Here is a 16,524-nt window from a genome sequence, read left to right on the forward strand (position 1 = left end):
CTCGGCGTCTCCGGTGATGACCCGGCGGGCCAGCACCACGAACACCGGCCCGCCGACCAGCGCGGTCACCACACCGACCGGCAGCTCGCCATGGCCTGCCGACGGCGGCAAAACCAGTTGCGTCACCGCGTCGGCGGCCAGGACGAGCACGGCACCGAACACTCCCGCCAAGGGCAGGCGCGCGGCGTGCCCCCCGACACCGAGCATCCGCACGGCCACCGCGGCGATCAACCCGACGAACGCCACCGGACCGGCCACGGTGACCGCCGCGGCCGACAGCAGGACGGCCAGCAGAAGCGCGGCGGGCCGGACCCGGTCGACCCGGACGCCGAGCGACTCCGCCGTCTCGTCCCCGAGTGAGATCAGATCGATCGGACGCGCCAGCAGCTGCGCCGCCGGCACCGCGCACAGCACCAGGACGCCGAGCACGAGCGGGCGGTCGAGCCCGGTCTGCAACAGCGAACCCTGACCCCAGAAGTACAGGCCCCGTGTGGAGTTCTCGTCGAGAATCTGCAGGAAGTCCGCGGCGGCCATGCCGGCGAGGGTGACCGTGGCACCGGCCAGCAGCACCCGGCCCGGCGTGAGCACACCGCCCGCGGTGAGCAGAAGGACCACCGCCATGGCGGCCAGGCCGCCCACGAACGCGACCCCGCCGCCTGCGAGGATGCCGACGTCCAGCCCGGTGAACGCCACCGCGACGACGGCGAGATAGGCCCCGGCGTTGATCCCGAGCGTGTCCGGCGCGGCGAGCGGATTGCGTGTGACGCCCTGGATGAGGGTGCCCGCCACGCCGAGCGCCACCCCGGTGACCAGACCCGCCAGGGTGCGCGGAACGCGTGCTCCCCACAGGACGGCCTCGACGCGGGGGTCCGCGCCGGACGTCAGCGCGCCCGCGAGTTCGGCGACGCCGATGCCGGAGGCGCCGAGTCCGAGGTGAACGAGTGTGATCGCCAGCAGCGCGATCCCGGCCACACCGCCCAGCAGCAGGACGGTGGGGCGGTGCGGCCGGGATCGGCTCTCACTCGCGAGCACGCCGACGCTCGACGACCATCACGCGCCGAGGGCCTTGGCGGTTTCGTCCAGCAACTGCATGGACGACAGCGGTCCGCCGAACAGCCACGTGCCCGGGTCGAGCGCACGGACGCGGTCCTCGGCGACGAACGGCAGGTCCTTCCAGACCGGGTTGTCGGCGAGCGCACCGGTGAACGGGTCGTCGCCGGGCTGGGCCACGTAGAGGAAGGTGGCGTCCTCGTCCACCTGGGTCAGTGCCTCCACCCCGACGGTGGTCATGCCCCAGTCGTCCGGCTTTCCGCTCCAGCCGTTGGTCAATCCGGCCGATTCCAGCAGCGCCCCGGCGAGCGAATCCTTGGACAGCATGCGGATGCCCGGTGTTCCCTCCGTGGTGTAGCCCTGACTGAGCGCGACGGTGCGTCCCGCCTTGTCCGCATCGGCCAGCGCGTCGCGGACCGAGTCCACCTTGGCGTCGAGGTCGGCGAGCACCGTGTCGGCCTCGTCCCGCTTGCCGACCGCCTTCGCCAGCTCGCCGAAGTTCGTCTTCATGGTCTCCAGCCGCGGCTTCTCGGTCGGCTGGAAGGCGAGCACCGGGGCGATGTCGCGCAACTGGTCGAAGTTGGCGGTCAGCCGATCGACGTCGGAGACGATCATATCGGGATCGAGCGCCTTGATCTTTTCGATGCTGGGCTCCTGCCGGGAACCGACCTCGGTCACGCCCTCGGGCAGTCCCGCGCCGGGAGCGGAGACCCAGCTCTCGTAGGCCTCACCGTCGGCCACGCCCACCGGGGTCACACCCAGCGCCAGCAGCTCCTCGGTGTAGGACCATTCCAGGGACACGACCCTGGTGGCGGGGGCGCTCAGCTCGACCGGCCCCTTGGCGGTGGCCACGCTGATCCCGCCCGCCGCCGACGGGGTGTCCTCCGCTCCGGGGTCGGCGACCGTTCCACCGCCGCCGCACCCGGCCACCGCCAGGGTCATCGCGACGGCGGCACCACTCGCCCTCAGCGCACGCGCGAGGTTTCTCATTCGGATCTCCTTTGCCGGTGGGATTGCCGGTGGGTTCGTCGGAACCGATCGGTCAGCGCTGGGCCGGGCGTCTGCGGGGAAAGCAGGTCAGAAACCCCGTGTCCGGGTCGCGGACGACGCGGACGTCCAGACCGAACGCATGGTCGACGGCGTCGGAAGCGAGCACGTCCTCCGGCGGGCCGGAGCGCAGGACTCGGCCGTCGGCGACGACGACCACCTTGTCCCCGTAGGCGGCGGCGTGCATCAGATCGTGCAGTACGACGCCGCAGGCGATGTCGTGGTCGCGGGCCAGCGTGCGCACCACGTCCAGCACGTCGAACTGGTGGCGCAGGTCGAGGTAGGTCGTCGGTTCGTCCAGCAGCAGGATCTTCGCCCGCTGGGCGAGCACGGTGGCCAGCCACGCGCGTTGCCGTTCCCCGCCGGAGAGCTCGTCGAGGCGTTTGTCCGCCAGCGGTCCGGCGTCGGTGACCGACAGCGCCCACTCGATGGAGTCGGCGTCCTCGGCCGTATGCCGGGCGAAGGCGCCGCGATGCGCGTAGCGGCCGTGCCGGACGAGGTCGCGCACGGTGACCCCGGCGGGCACGTGGGACGACTGGGGCAGAAACGCCAGGCGCTGGGACAGCGCGCGGCGGGACAGTGAGCCGAGTGCGACGCCGTCGACCACGATCGATCCGCCGAGGGCGGGCAGCAGACCGGCCACGGTGCGCAGCAGGGTCGACTTGCCGCAGCCGTTGGGCCCCACCAGCACCGTGACCTCGCCCGCGGTGAGGGTGAGGTCCACATCGGCGAGGACCCGGCGCTTGCCGTATCCGACGTCGAGGCCGTCGACCGCCACGCTGACGTCACCCACAGCCACGCACCTCCCGTTCGTCACCGGCACCGTACCCGATTAGGTAAACCAAACCTAACAACTGGAGCGGACCAGATCGAGTAGTTCCGATCACACCGGGCGGTGCGGCCGCGTCCGGGCCGGATCAGCCGGCCCTGCCGGCGCCTCCGAGGCGCCAGTACCCCATGAAAGCCACACTCGCGCGGTCGAGACCGACCTGCCCCACGAGGTGACGCCGGAGTGCCGCGATGGCCCCGGACTCCCCCGCCAGCCAGGCGAACATCCCCGTCGGCACCGCGGCGGCCGGATCGGGGACCTCCCAGAGCGGGTCGGCATCGACGTCCGGCTCGGGAAGTGGGGTCCGCCGCCGGAGGTACGGCACCGCCAGTCGCGCCACCGCGTCCCGCACCGTGGGGATCAGCAGGCTTCCGTGCGCGGCACCGCGGCGCGCGAGCCAGGTGACGCGCATCCCGGCGGGCGCGGTGGCCGGGCGCGCGTCCCCGGCGTGCGGGACTTCGAGCACGGCCTCTCCCCGCGCGTGCCGAGATAGCCGTTCCAGAATGCTCACCGCGGCCGGAGTCGCGGTCTCGTCTCCGGCCAGCAGGATCGTGCGCGTTCCACCGGGTGGCGTGAATCCGATTCCCTTGTGCTGCCCCGGATACCGCGCGTCGGGTCCGACGACCCCCACGCGATCGCCGGGCCGCGCGGCGGCGGCCCACCGCGACGCCGGGCCGCCGTCTCCGTGCAGAACGAACTCGACGTCCACTTCGCACAATTCTCGGCGGACCGCGCGCACCGTGTAGGTACGCATCAGGTTGCGCTCCCGTTCCGGCAGCGCACGCCACCGTTCGTGCCAGTCGGCGCCCCACTCCAGGTGGTCGATGTCCTGCCCCGGCAGCGGAAAGACGACCTTGATCCGCTGGTCGAATCCGTTGTCGGCGAACAGGTCGAGATCCGGGCCCGTGAAGGTCACGCGCAGAAAGCTCGGACTCACACGGACGGTGCGGCGCACCTCGACCGTGAAGAGCCGATACGAGCGCGTCGCCCTCCGCGCCTGCGTCCGCACCATCCGGGGCCACCTTCCTGTCACTCGGGCGCACGACCACGCCACCGTGACGGTTAGGTTAGCCTAAACTACTGTCCACCACACCGAGGGTACGACCCGATTCACACCGGCGCGGCCCGCCACCACGCCGGGCGCGCCGGAGTTCGGATGCCTCCGGTCCGTCCGTGACCTGTCGCGGCACGGGTGCCCGGAGCCCGACGAGCCCCGGGCACCCGTGCCGACATCACTCCCGACGCGGCCCCGGATACGGCAACAACGCCATTTCACGGGCGTTCTTGATCGCCGTGGCGACCTGTTTCTGCTCCCGCGGCGTCAAACCGGTCACCCGGCGGGCCCGGATCTTGCCGCGATCCGAGAGGAACTGACGCAGGAGCGTGGCATCCTTCCAGTCGACCTGTTCCACGCCGTTGACTCGGAGCAGATTGCGCTTGCGCCGTCCGGGGCGCGGGTCACGCCTGACCATGGGCGGCCTCCTCGACGTCGTGGCCATCACCGCTGTTCACGGAACTCGATGTGGCGCCGGGCCAGCGGGTCGTACTTGCGCAGCACCATGCGCTCGGGGTCGTTGCGCCGGTTCTTCCGTGTGACGTACGTGTAACCGGTGCCCGCGGTGGACCGGAGCTTGATGACCGGCCGGGTGTCGTCGCGCGCCATGTCAGAACCTCACCCCCCGCGCGCGCAGATCGGCGACCACGGCCTCGATCCCGCGCTTGTCGATGGTCTTCATGCCCTTCACCGACACGCGCAGGCGCACCCAGCGGTTCTCGCTCGGTACCCAGTACCCGCGCCTCTGCAGGTTCACGTCCCAGCGCCGCGACGTGCGCCGGTGCGAGTGCGAGACCTGCTTTCCGAAGCCGGGCTTCCGTCCCGTGACCTGGCAGACAGCGGACACACACCCTCCATTGTTGGTACTGATAATCATTGTCGTTTAGACTATGCCATGTGACCGACACGCTCCGCACGCCCCTGATCCTGGTCAGCGGCCTCTCCGCAGACCCGGTCCACCAGCTCACCGAGCGACTGCGCGGTGAGCATCCCGGCACGGTCGTCGTCCACCACGATCTCCGGTGGATCTCGTCCGGATTCGTGCTGCGCCGCATCCACCGTGGTGCGCACGAGTCGCGGACGACGGTGGAATTGGCTCACGGGTGCGTGTCCTGCACCCTGCGCCGGGATCTGCTGGTCCTGCTGCGCCAGCTCGGCCTCGACCCCGAGGCGCGCCGGATCATCGAGTTCGCCGACGTTCTACTGCGGCGTCACCGTCCTGCCGTACGCCGCGCGCAGGCCGTTCCACCCCCAACGGCTGCACGACGCCATCGACGTGCTGCTCGACGGGGTCGTCCGGACACGTCTGGGTCGCCAGCCAGCCCGACGCCGCCCGCTGCTCACCGACGAGGAACTGGCCGAGGGCCGCGAGCGGTGGGCGCACTACCCCGATCCATTCGGCAGCTGGCATGAGGAACAGGACAACGGCCTCGGACACGCCGAGGTCAGCGCACCGAGCCGAACAGGAGGACACGACGAGTGAAGCCCGACATCCACCCCGATTACCACCCGGTGGTCTTCCAGGACCGCTCGACCGGCGACGCGTTCCTGACACGCTCGACCGTCACCTCCGAGCGCACCGTCGCGTGGAGCGACGGCAGGACCTATCCGCTCGTGGTCGTCGACATCAGCTCGTACTCGCACCCGTTCTGGACGGGCACGCGGCGCATCCTGGACACCGCCGGCCAGGTCGAGAAGTTCCACCGTCGCTACGGACAGCGAGGAGGTGCGCGGTACTAGCGGTCCCCAGGCGCAGGAATCCCGTGCCCGCGCACGCCGGACCCGGTGTAAGGCCACGGCGCCCGGGCTCGTTCCCGACACGGTCGACGGCGAGCGCATACTCGTGCCCGCGGGCTCGTGGCGTGGTCGTGGCCACTCGGCTCGTCGAGTCGATTAAGGCGGGGCCCGCACGGGTAACCCGAGGGCGGCCATTCACGTACGTCCTTCGAGGAGGATCGCTTGCCGGGGCCCGCGTATTACAGGTTCGACCTGGGATTTTTCGCACTGGCGCGGCCGTGGCTACGGATGGCATATTGGAAGTGCGAATGGGCCACGTCCCCCATCGCCGAGGGAAATACCGGCATTCCACACCGTGCGAGCGCGGCAGCGCGCGTGTCGGAGTGTGCTCGGTCCCCCAAGCAGACGGGACGGCGGACGCGGTACGAAGGGAGGTGTAGTTGATGCGCAAGCTGTACGCCGCGATTCGTCGCTACTTCGACGAGCTGAACAGGGCTCACGATGTCGCCCGCGGCCTGGCTCCGTTCCGGGGCGAGGTCATCGGTCGGTAACCCGTCTCCACCCTCAATGGTCCGACGACCCCACGCCGCAGTCGTCGTCGAACCAGCATCGTCTTCCCGCGCCGGTCGGCACGCCACATTTCGGCGTGCCGACCGGCCCACGGGCATCCCGGACCGCTTTCTGCCCTTCGCCGGGTGCGGCTTCGACGTTTCACACCCGCACGCATTCGCTCGCGTTCTCGCGCATACTTCACAGGGGCGGTCCTGAGGTACGCGTTATTTCTTTCCACGGCGGTGGGTACTGACCCGCCACCCGGCTCGTTCCGGACCTCGGTGTAATCACGGTCGCATTCGAGCATCTCTGCCCGCAGGCACGCGCGGGCGGTGTGAGACGGTCAGCGTCCATGCGCGCTGTCGCCGGGAACGTCGTACTCATCGGGTTGGCTCTGGCAACGCTCGCGTTGGGCGTGAGTGCCGTCCTCGCTCCGGTCAAGGCGGACGACCCGGTGGTGCACTGGCCCCGGGCCGGCCAGGCGCCGGAGAACACGGTGCTGCCGTTGGCGGCGAACCGCCCACTGAGCCTGGACGCGTCGGTGCCCTGCGCCACGTTACGTTCCCTCGATCCGTCCGGCGGCACAGCACTGCGCACCCAGCCCGAGCGGGACCTGTCCGCACAGCAACGGCGCGACACCGAGCACGACGTCGCGCAACGCGTCGGCGAGGGCATGCGGGTCGCAATGACCGACGGCCGGGTCACCGTCGCGGCCTCCGGGGCGGTCCTGGTCGACGAGCCCCTGCCGGCAGGCACGTGCGTCTACCGGGTCGTGGCCGACGAGACCGGGATCACGGTCCTGCGGGACGGCACGAGGATCGGCGGGCAGCGCGGGCTCCGACCACCCGAGGTCTCCGAGTTGTTCACGGCGGCGCAGGGAACTCGGGCGACCGGATTGGCGGTCGAACTACGCCCGGATGCGCGGTACCAGTCCGTTCCGAGCCCGCTCAAGATCTCCCTGCTGATCGCCCACGCCCTGCTGCTGGCCGTCCTGCTGGTGCTGGTCTGGCGCCGGTGGAGCGGTCGCCGCCCGGCACGGCCGACGCGGACGCGATGGTCGTGGGCCGATGTCGTCGCGACGGTGGTCACCGGTGCCTGGGTCGTGCTCGGGCCGATGCAGATGGACGATTCCTGGTATCTGCTGATGAGCCGCAACGCCGACGCGGGCGGGTTCATGGGCAACTACATCTACATGGACAACAGCACGGAGAACCCGTTCGTGCTGAGCCAGTACCTGCTCCAGGCGTGGGGCGAGCTGGGCGACTGGTCGCTGTGGTGGGTACGGACGGTCCCCGCCGCGTGCGGCCTGGCGACGTGGTTCCTGCTGCGCATGACGCTGACCCGGGTCCTCGGCCGGGCAGGACGCTTCCGCGTCGTGCCGTGGGCGTTGCTGGTCGCGCATCTGCTGTGGTTCCTGCCCTACGGCGTTTCCCTGCGCCCGGAACCGGTCATCGTGGTCCTCGGCGCGGCGACACTGCTGCTCGCCGAGCTCGCGCGCACACGCGAATCGGTCGGTGTGCTCGCCGCCGCGACCGCGTGCGCGGCCCTGGCACTGGTGGTATCGCCGTCCGGCGCGGTGGCCGCGGCACCGTTGGTGCTCGCGCTGCCCTGGTTGGGGCGGTGGTTCCGCCGTCGACCGTGGTCGGCGCGGATCGCCGCGGTGTCGGCCGCCGCCGCGGCCACGACCGTCGTCGTCCCCGTCGGGTTCGCCGACGCCTCGCTCGGTGAGGTACTGAGCAGCATCGCGACGAACAACGACTACTACTTCTCCTTCCCCTGGTACGAGGAGCTCGTCCACTACCAGACCCTCCTGGACACCTCCGGCTGGGCGCGGCGGCTCCCGGTGGTCCTGACGCTGGCGCTGATCGTGCTGGCCGCGATCGGCAGCGGACGCGGCGGCCTCGGCAGAGATCCGGTGCAGCGGCTGGTGCTCACCAGCGCGATCATGTCCGCCATCGCGCTCGGCCTGATCGCGCTGAGCCCGACGAAATGGGTGAACCATTTCCACGCGATCGCGCCGGTGTCGACCCTGCTGATCGCGGGCGCGCTGGTGCGTTCGCCGCTGCCCCGGCGTGCCGGTCCGGTCATCCGCTGTGTGGCGGTACTGCTCACGGTCACGGCCGTCTCCCTGGCCTTCGCGGGGCTGAACAACTGGGTGCCGTACTCCGATTTCGGGCAGTTGTTCGGCGACCACACCGACCTGAACAGCGAGACCAACCGGCAACAACCGCATCTCGGGCCGGTCATGTTGCGTAACCCGCTGCCCTGGCTCGGCGTCGCGGTGGTGGCGATCGTCTGGGCCGGATTCCGGCGTCGCGCGGGCAGACTCTCCCGGGTCGATGGCCACCGTGCGGTGCTGATGACCGCGTCACTGGGCTCGGTCGTGCTGTTGCTGGCCAGTTTCGTGTGGGCGCCGATCTCCCAGGGTGCGAGCTGGACCGTGGCGCGGTCCGGACTACAGACGCTGTTCGGCGACGGTTGTGGGCTGGCCGACGACGTGATGGTCGCGCGCCCCTCCGCCCACCAGCTCGGTACGCCGACGACCCCGGCCCGCCTGGACGGCGATTTCCGCGGCTCGCGTCCGGCGCCGCTACGGACACAGCCGTGGGAGCGGTCGACGCGAGTCTGGCACGACGACCGGCCGGACGGCACGAGTCCGGGAACCGGGACTCTGGTCACCGGGTGGTATCCCGTTCCCGCACACGGTGGGACGCACGTCACCATCCCGGTCGCCGGGGCGCTCGAGGGGCAGGTGGTCGAAGCCGAGTTCGGCACCGGTGAGCACGGCACGCCGCGGGTGACCGAGACCCGGCGGTTGCACGGTGATCCTCGGCTGTCGTCCGCGTGGCAACAGCTCTCCGTGGCACTGCCGGAGGACCGGCCGGACCTCGTACGATTCGTCGTCTCCGACGTCGTCACCGGTGCGGACAGCTGGCTCGCGGCCGCCGAACCGAAACTGACGGAGTTCCGGCCGGTGACCGAGATGCTCGGAAACGAAACGGTGTTCGCCGATCAGATCTCCGCGGCCCTGTGGCCGTGTGTCCGGCAGGCACGGATCGAGAACGGCATCACCGAGACGCCGTCGGTCTACCTCGCCGCGGACGAGGCGATCATACCGGGCATTCTGAACAATCCCGTCTTCCGTGAGTGGGGCGGTGCGTGGACCCAGACCGCCCACGCGTGGGACCGGACCAAGATCACCTCGGAACTGCGGCCCACACCACCACCCCGGTTGCCCTGGGGCCAGGTGTTCGAGGTGCGCTACCCGTACCCGGCGGGCCGCTACGACCTGCACGTCCACCGGACCGAACGCGGCGGGCTCACCCAGCTCCCCCGCTAGCTCCGGTGGCGCTCCGAGCCCGGAGAAACCGCGCTGCCGGTGGGGTCGTCAGCGCACGATCCGGGTCGCCGCCGACGACGTCTTGGCCACGAACTTCTCCAGTGGCCCCTGCCCGTACCAGGAGCGCCAGACGGTCGCGAACACCACGGCGCCGACGAGGAACAGCGCAGCGTTCGTCACCGTGTAGTCCGGTTCACCGCCCCAGAGCAGCTGCATCACGACGAGGTGGCCGACGTAGCAGGTCAGCGACATCGCCCCGACCGCGCCCAGGGCGCGCAGTCCCCGCACCGACGTGTGCTGCAGAAGCAGGCAGCCACCGATGACGGCGAGCGAGAGCCCGACACTTCCCGCGGCATCGAAGGGTGTTCCGGTATGCGCGTTGGGCAGCAGCAACCACGCCGGGGTGTCGGTGGGCGGTGTGCCGTGCACCTTGTACAGGCTCAGGTGCAAGAAGTGGTCGACCCCGATCCCGGCGGCATCGGCACGGGACTGGATGCTGGCGTAGATCGCGTCCGCACCGCCGAGCACGTGCCTCGCCACCCAGGACGACCCGTACGCGACGGCGGCCAGCGCGGCCCCGCCGAGTCCGAGCAGCGTGCCGACCCGGCGGGAGGTGAGGTCGAGACGACCGATGGCCATGCCCGCCAGGACGTACCCGATCCAGAGGAAGGTCGGAAACACCCCGGTCAACAGCAGCGTGGTGGCGAGATCGCCGACGCCCGTCAACTGCTCCGGACGGATGTCCTCCAGCGGGGTCTCGAACAGGTCCTTCGGAAAGTACGCACGCCGGATCAGCCACGACACCACCGGCGCCGCGACGATCACCACGGCCGACAGCGCCGCGAGGCTTCGCGCGCCCAGCCGCAGGAAAGGCAGGGAGAGCAGGAAGAACCCGCCGTAGTAGCCGAGGATCACCCACACCGGCACGATGAACACCACGTTCATCAGCAGTCCCAGCCCCAGCATCAGAACGGCCCGGGAACCGATGCGGACGAGCGCCTTCCGCCATCCGAGGCCCGTCGCCGGCCGCCGGCCACCGGACATGATCGCGATGGAGATTCCGGCGAGCACGGCGAAAAGCACGGCCGCCCGCCCGTGGAAGGGAAGGAACATCCAGGAGTGCGGATGGTCGTAATGGGTGGGCCCGACGTGGGAGGCGAACATGCCCAGGATCGCCACGGCCCTGGCGACGTCGATGCCCAGCAGCCGCATCGTCGAACCGCTGGGCCGCGCACCGCTCGTCGGCGGGTTCGAGCCGGTGTCGCCGCCCGGTTGTCCACCCGTAGCGGCACGACCGGCGGGCGGATGGGCCCGAGTCGTCTCCCCGGTCACTGCGCCCGACGCAGCGACCCCCTCGCGTTCCGCGCTCACGGCCTCACCAATCCTGATGTTCACACACTCGGGGCGAAGCATAGTGGTGACAGGCGGACCGCCGGGGAGACTGCCCCGCCGGGGCCGATCGGCCCACACCCTCGCCTCGTCGGCCCGGCACGACCCGGCCGAGGCACCCGAGGGCCGTGTGACCTGCCCCGCACGGCGGAGGACGCCGGGACAGGGGGACCCCCGGTCGGTATCCAGCGCGTGAGCACTCTCACGGCCGGGGCACCGCCGGACCGTGCGAACCACCGCGCCACCGCACCACGGTAGCTGGATCCGACCGGCCGGAGGACCTCGCGATCGAAGGCAGCCGCCTGCGCCAGGTCGGCGGGTCCGGCGCCCTCGGCATGGCCCAGCGCCTCGGGCAGCACGCTCGCCAGGTGCGGGTGACCCACGTGAAAGGCTGGCCGCTGTGCCGCCAAGGGCGGCATCGCACGGATCACCGGTGCGAGCACCGCCGCGGAAGGCGGAGCGGTGCTGGTGGACGACCCCAGCCGACAATTCCTCGCCGAGTTGCCGGACCGACCGTAGGGGCTCGCCTCCGCCCGATCCGTGAAGCTCACGCCCGGCGCGCGGCCGCGTACGCGGGCTCGCGGAGCCGCGCCAGCACCGGCGGCCAGGACAGTCCCGGCGGGAGGTGGAGTACCGGGTCGAAGCGGATCGGCTGGTCCGGTGCCGGGCCGGTGCGTCCGGCCAGTTCGAGCGTCGCGAACTCCCGCCACCGGCCGACGGGAGCGGCGGTGAACAACCGGAACCCGGCACCTGCCACCGGCACCGCGGCGAGCAGCACCAACCCGCGCGGTGCCCGGTACGGCAGTAGCGAGCCGTACGGCACCGCGAACGGGTCCCGGCGGGGCAGCAACGCGAACCGTGCTCCCGGACGTAGGCCGGTGGTCGCCAGCAGCACGTCGTGGCGGTCGCCGGCCGGCCCGCTGAAGGTGAACGCGAGACCGAGCACGTCGGGCAACGGCCGGGGCAGTCCTACCGACCGCGACAGGCGGACCAGACCGTGGTCCTCGCCCGGGACGTCCAGCCACTGAGCACCCCACGGCTCGGGAGATCCTCGTCGGCGCAGCACGGCGTCGTAGACGGTGCCGCGTGGGTGCAGCGGCTTGGCGCGCCTGAGCCGGGCGATCGTCCCGAAGACCTCGCCCAGTACCGAGCCGACGGCACAAGCCCACATCCCCGGTGTAGTACCCAGGTCGTCGACCACTACACGGGACAGTGCCGGCACCTGCCCAGCGAACGACAGGTGCCGGCACCGATGCGCCCGGTGGTCAGCGCGGCCGGATTACTCCGTGACCTGGAAGGTGAGGGTCTCGGTGTACTCGCGGCCGTGCACGTCGGTCGCGGTGACCTCGGCGGTGTGCTCGCCGACGGCCAGGTCGGCGGGCAGTCGCAGGCGCCACAGGTGCATCGAGCGGTCGGCCAGGCTGCCGCCGTGAACCAGCTGCTCCTGGACCGCGACCGGGTCGGACCACTCCGCCCCGACGCGCGGGGCCTCCCCGTCCATCGGCTGGGTGCGCTCGGCCGCGACGGCCTCGCCGCCGTCGACGGACACGTCGACCGTGGCGCCGGTGGAGCCCATCCAGAAATTGGTGGTCAGCCAGGTGCCGGACAGTTCGTTCCTGCGCACGGCGAGCGGGTTCTCGAAGCCGGGGGCCGGGTCACTGCTGTCCACGTTCTCCGCGTACCAGTCACGGTACCGGGGGGTGTTCAGGCCGAGGGCCATCTGCGTCGACCGGTCCTCGCCGCGGACGGTGAAACGCTCGGTGACGTCGGTGTTGGTGATGTCGAGCGTCGTCACGCCCGGCACGCCGCCGTCGCGCTGGATCGCGGTGGGGTAGCCCTCCTCCAGCATCCGGCCGGAGTACCAATCGCCGGAGATCGCGCCGGCCGTGATGTGGGTGAACGGCAGGCTGTCGATGCCGAAGGTCTCCTTCCAGCCGGAGAGGCTGTCGCCTTCGCGCAGATTCTCGATACTGTGCGTGTGCCCGCCTACCGCGATGGCCTCACGGCCTTCGAGGATCTCGTAGATCTCCTTGACCTGGTCGATCTGGTGGGTCGTGCTGCCCTGGTCGGCGAAGTCCAGTAGCGGGATGTGCGTCGCGAGGACGATCAGCTTGTTCTCGGGCACCCGGGCGATGTCCTCGCGCAGCCACTCGAGCTGCCGCGCGTCCAGCGAGCCGTTGTACCCGCCGCCGGACAGCGGGTACTCGACGCTGCTCAGCGCGACGATGTGGGCCTTGCCCGAGTCGTAGGAGTAGTACTCCGGGCTGCCCAGCTTCGCGCGGAACGTGTCGAACGCATGCTCACTGCTCGGCGCGTCGAAGTCCAGGTCGTGGTTGCCGGGCAGGAAGCGGGCCGGGCCGTTGAGCATGCCGGCCAGCTCGCGGGTCCGAGGGTAGAGCGAGAGGTCGTCGCCGACGACGTCGCCGATGAACAACGCGCCGCATCCGGCATAGTCGGTGCGCTGCTCCAGATCGGCGAAGGCGCCCTCGCGGGCGTACTCGACCTGTTCTTCGGTGTAGGTCTGGATGTCGCCACCGATCAGGCAGTGCTGCTCGGGCGACCGGGTCAGCTTGCTCTTGGCCAGCGGGAAGTTCACCGCGTCCGGCAGCGGCCCGGTCGGCGCGATGCCGCCGTAGCGCAGGTCGGGGGACCCTTCCGGCAGATGGTGGTAGGAGAACTGCGCGACGTTGTCCCCGTCGACCGGCACCTGGTAGCCGCGGGGCTGGGTGACGAAGACCGTCATGTTCTCGTAGGCGGGCAGCTCGTAGCGGCCCCGGCTGTCGGTGGTGGTGACCTCGCGGCCGTTGGAGACGGTGACGCCGGCGATGCCGGGCTCGCCCGCGTCCTGGGTGGAGTTCTTGTTCCGGTCGTCGAAGACCGTTCCGTCGAGGACCTCCTGGTCGCCGTCCTGGCCCTCCACCACCTCGACGGCGCCCCGGTAGGCGGTGGCCCCGCCCGCGTCCAGGGGTGCGCTGCCGGGCACGGCCGCCGCCGCGGGGATCACCAACGTGCCGGTCAGGGCGAACGCGAGCACACCGGTGGTGAGGCCGATGGTATGAGGTCTATTCCTGAGCGGGTGCGCGGACAAGTCCACGGAGTACCTCCGGTCGAGTCGTCAACAGGCCGGGTCACCGGCCACGAGTATCGTCACAGGCCCGCATGAACGGTGACGGACGGAGAAGTAGCCCGGTACCGACAGGGTTCTGACCGATACCTTGAACCGGACGCACCACGTCGCTGCGACGCTGCCGTGGTCATCCAGCGCAGAGGCACCGACCCGGCGTGCGTCGTCGGCGGTCAGGACGGCATGAGAGAAAGCCGCAGTCGCGACGCGTAGCGCTTTCCGGTATGGACGGTGTGCCGCGTGCCCGGCCGCGGAGGAGAAGGCGGGAGGCTCGGTAGCAACGGAGGAAGCAGACTGCGACCGGAGATCCGGAGCCGCACCTGCTCTCCAGCGTGCCACCGCATCGCCACGGGCCACAGCGGAACCTCTGCCTCGACGACCTCACCGGGAGAGATCGGACGCTCGCGACGCAGCTCTAGTTGCGGGAACGCGTGGGGTGGGGTGTGGTCCAAGCCCCGGCGGGACACCCGCAGCACGCCATCGGGACCACCGTAGAAGGCGCTGCCCACCTTCCGGACTCCGAGCCGGTGCAGCAGCGGCATCCACCTGCGTCCTCCCGGCAGTCCCAAGTCGGCCGTCTGATGCCAGACCTGGTGGCCTCGGCGATTGAGTTTCTGCACGTATACATACAGATCGAGATCGTCGTGGCCGTCCGTCGAGACCCAGACGGTCAGCAGCGGCGCGCCGACGACCTCGGTGTCGGTGTCGAACCGGTAGCGGAAGTCGGCCCACGGCTTCTCGTCGGACGAGCCGTAACTGACGCTGGACTCCGTCGGCGGTGGGTTCGTCCGCAGGCTGCCATCGCGCCCGTCCAGGTAGAGCTCCGCGTCCTCGGCCCGGGTGGGCGGGAAGGTCAGCTCGGCGCGGTCGACGGTGTCCTCGTGCCCAGGGTCGAGCACCGCCATGCGGACCGCGGGGGTGTCCTCCCAGCCGTTGTCGATGGTCTTCAGGTACCGGTCGAAGAACCGCCGCAGGTCGTCCACGTGACTCGGCTCGTAGAAGTCCGGCCACTCCTGGCTGTTGTGGATGCGCAACCACTTCGGGCCGGGCAATCGCGCCCAGGCTCGCAGGGTGCCGGCGGCGTGGAGCTGGTTGGAGTAGGAGGCGACGACGTAAGCCGGGGTGGTGATCGTCGAGACGTCCGGGACCTTGTCTGCCCAGTACTCGTCGAACAGCGGGTGGTCGGCGAGGGTGGCGACCGGGTCCTCGATCCGGCCACGCCCGTACAGACTGTCCCGTATGTAGGCGGCGAACGCCGTGGACGGCACGCCACCTCGGACGATCACGTCGCGGTAGACGTCGATGGTGCCCTCCCACGGCGCGATCGCGGCGAGGTGCGCGGGGCGCTGTGCCGCGGCGTGCCATTGCGACATGGCGAGCCAGGAGTTGCCGGCCAGTCCGATCTTGCCGGAGCACCAGGGCAGCGCGGCGATCGCCTCGATGGCGTCATGCTCGTCGCGGGCTTCCTGGGAGCTGACGAACTGGATGTCACCTTCCGAGTCGAAGGTGCCGCGAGCATCCACCTGGACCACCGCGTAGCCGTGGGCACACCAGTACGCGGGGTCGTTGCCCTCCCAGGACTGGAGCCCGGACAACCGGGACCGCGGGATGCCGAACCGGTTCGGGACCACCTTCGCGTTGTCGAGATACATCCATCCGGTGTCGCCCTTGCCGTAGGGGGCCCAGTTCACGACCGCGGGAATCGCCGCGTCGGCCGCGGGGCGGAACACGTCGGCATAGACGGTCGTGCCGTCACGGAGCGTCAGCGCGACGTCCTTCTCGTACACGACGTCGACGGGGAGCTTGAGCGCGCCGCGCTTGTGGCGATACCCGGCGTGCAAGATCGTGGTCCGCCCGGGAGCGAAACCCTTGTACCGAGCTCCTGGCAGGTCGACCGAGGCGGCGGCCCTGGTCCTGACCTTTTCCATGGTCATGCTCGAGTTCGCTCCCTTCATCGCCGCCCGGACTCAGCCGCACGGACGAGAACGGTGCTCTCCCGAACCGGGGAACAGCACCCGACGAGCCCGCCACGCCGCATCCACTACCCAGGCATCGCGGTGGAATACCACCGCCGAACTGCCCAAAACGGCACAGGGCTCAGCCGAAGCGGGCACCGTCTTCACACTGGTGCGCGTGCGTGCGACGTGTTTAGGTGGAGGTGATCACCGGTCTCGCCGCGCCGAAGGAGGCGGTCGTGGGCAGCGCGTACATCGTCGGGACGTTCGACACCAAGGGCGACGAACTACGCTACGTCGCCGGGCTGGTCCGTGCCGCCGGGGTCGCGGTCCGCACCGTCGACCTGTCCACCGGCGGGGCGCCCTCCGGCGACGTCGACGTGTCCGCCGCGGAGGTCGCGGTATGGCACCCCGACGGGGCCGGCGCGGTGTTCACCGGCGACCGTG

At 70.5% G+C, this 16,524-nt stretch carries 15 protein-coding genes; 3 read left to right on the top strand and 12 right to left on the bottom strand.

All coding sequences use genetic code 11. The annotated features are described in order from the left end of the window. The 8 genes from SACSA_RS22745 to SACSA_RS27190 form a co-directional block, all read right to left on the bottom strand. A partial coding sequence (locus SACSA_RS22745; protein WP_019816314.1) for a FecCD family ABC transporter permease occupies positions 1-1,032 on the bottom strand: 1,032 nt, incomplete at its 3' end. An 18-nt stretch (positions 1,033-1,050) separates the two neighbouring features. Continuing rightward, positions 1,051-2,040 carry an ABC transporter substrate-binding protein gene (locus tag SACSA_RS0112730; protein ID WP_019816315.1) on the bottom strand — a complete coding sequence of 330 codons (990 nt, stop codon included), beginning with the start codon at positions 2,038-2,040 and terminating at the stop codon, positions 1,051-1,053. Between the two features lie 52 nt (positions 2,041-2,092). Next, positions 2,093-2,890 (bottom strand): ABC transporter ATP-binding protein, encoded by a 798-nt coding sequence (locus tag SACSA_RS0112735; protein ID WP_019816316.1) that lies wholly within the window; start codon positions 2,888-2,890, stop codon positions 2,093-2,095. Positions 2,891-3,014: 124 nt separating this feature from the next. Beyond that, complete coding sequence (locus SACSA_RS0112740) at positions 3,015-3,938, bottom strand: siderophore-interacting protein (protein ID WP_019816317.1); 924 nt, start codon at positions 3,936-3,938, stop codon at positions 3,015-3,017. A gap of 220 nt (positions 3,939-4,158) precedes the next feature. Next, a complete protein-coding gene (rpsR, locus tag SACSA_RS0112745) occupies positions 4,159-4,398 on the bottom strand; it encodes a 30S ribosomal protein S18 (RefSeq protein ID WP_019816318.1) in 240 nt (79 codons plus the stop codon). A gap of 26 nt (positions 4,399-4,424) precedes the next feature. Continuing rightward, positions 4,425-4,589: a 50S ribosomal protein L33 gene (gene rpmG / locus SACSA_RS0112750; RefSeq protein WP_019816319.1), complete on the bottom strand. Its 165-nt coding sequence runs from the start codon at positions 4,587-4,589 to the stop codon at positions 4,425-4,427. Between the two features lies 1 nt (position 4,590). Continuing rightward, positions 4,591-4,827 (bottom strand): 50S ribosomal protein L28, encoded by a 237-nt coding sequence (rpmB, locus tag SACSA_RS0112755; protein ID WP_019816320.1) that lies wholly within the window; start codon positions 4,825-4,827, stop codon positions 4,591-4,593. A gap of 41 nt (positions 4,828-4,868) precedes the next feature. After that, positions 4,869-5,081 (bottom strand): hypothetical protein, encoded by a 213-nt coding sequence (locus SACSA_RS27190; RefSeq protein WP_198009059.1) that lies wholly within the window; start codon positions 5,079-5,081, stop codon positions 4,869-4,871. A gap of 378 nt (positions 5,082-5,459) precedes the next feature. On the opposite strand from SACSA_RS27190, the gene SACSA_RS0112770 reads away from it, so the two are divergent. Both SACSA_RS0112770 and SACSA_RS0112780 read left to right on the top strand, forming a co-directional pair. Further along, positions 5,460-5,720, top strand: a complete 261-nt coding sequence (locus tag SACSA_RS0112770; protein ID WP_019816323.1) for a type B 50S ribosomal protein L31 — start codon at positions 5,460-5,462, stop codon at positions 5,718-5,720. A 901-nt stretch (positions 5,721-6,621) separates the two neighbouring features. Next, on the top strand, positions 6,622-9,609 hold the full coding sequence (locus tag SACSA_RS0112780) for an arabinosyltransferase domain-containing protein (protein WP_019816325.1): 2,988 nt from the start codon (positions 6,622-6,624) through the stop codon (positions 9,607-9,609). 48 nt (positions 9,610-9,657) lie between these two features. Here the strand turns inward: SACSA_RS0112780 and SACSA_RS0112785 are convergent, their stop codons facing one another. From SACSA_RS0112785 to SACSA_RS0112800, 4 genes are all read right to left on the bottom strand, one after another. Continuing rightward, positions 9,658-10,821, bottom strand: coding sequence for a DUF418 domain-containing protein (locus SACSA_RS0112785; RefSeq protein WP_019816326.1), 1,164 nt, complete (start codon positions 10,819-10,821; stop codon positions 9,658-9,660). A gap of 724 nt (positions 10,822-11,545) precedes the next feature. Further along, entirely contained in the window at positions 11,546-12,169 is a 624-nt protein-coding gene (locus tag SACSA_RS0112790; RefSeq protein ID WP_019816327.1) for a hypothetical protein, read from the bottom strand. 108 nt (positions 12,170-12,277) lie between these two features. Continuing rightward, the gene (locus SACSA_RS0112795; protein WP_232212947.1) at positions 12,278-14,092 is read right to left on the bottom strand and encodes a calcineurin-like phosphoesterase C-terminal domain-containing protein; all 1,815 of its coding nucleotides are present in this window, start codon (positions 14,090-14,092) and stop codon (positions 12,278-12,280) included. 203 nt (positions 14,093-14,295) lie between these two features. Continuing rightward, positions 14,296-16,056, bottom strand: coding sequence for a CocE/NonD family hydrolase (locus SACSA_RS0112800; RefSeq protein ID WP_028661830.1), 1,761 nt, complete (start codon positions 16,054-16,056; stop codon positions 14,296-14,298). A gap of 260 nt (positions 16,057-16,316) precedes the next feature. Between SACSA_RS0112800 and SACSA_RS22750 the strand changes: the two genes are divergently transcribed. Beyond that, on the top strand, positions 16,317-16,524 hold a 208-nt coding region (locus SACSA_RS22750), incomplete at its 3' end, for a Tm-1-like ATP-binding domain-containing protein (RefSeq protein WP_198009060.1).

It is taken from the genome of Saccharomonospora saliphila YIM 90502 (assembly GCF_000383795.1).
In the GTDB taxonomy this organism is placed as follows: domain Bacteria; phylum Actinomycetota; class Actinomycetes; order Mycobacteriales; family Pseudonocardiaceae; genus Saccharomonospora; species Saccharomonospora saliphila.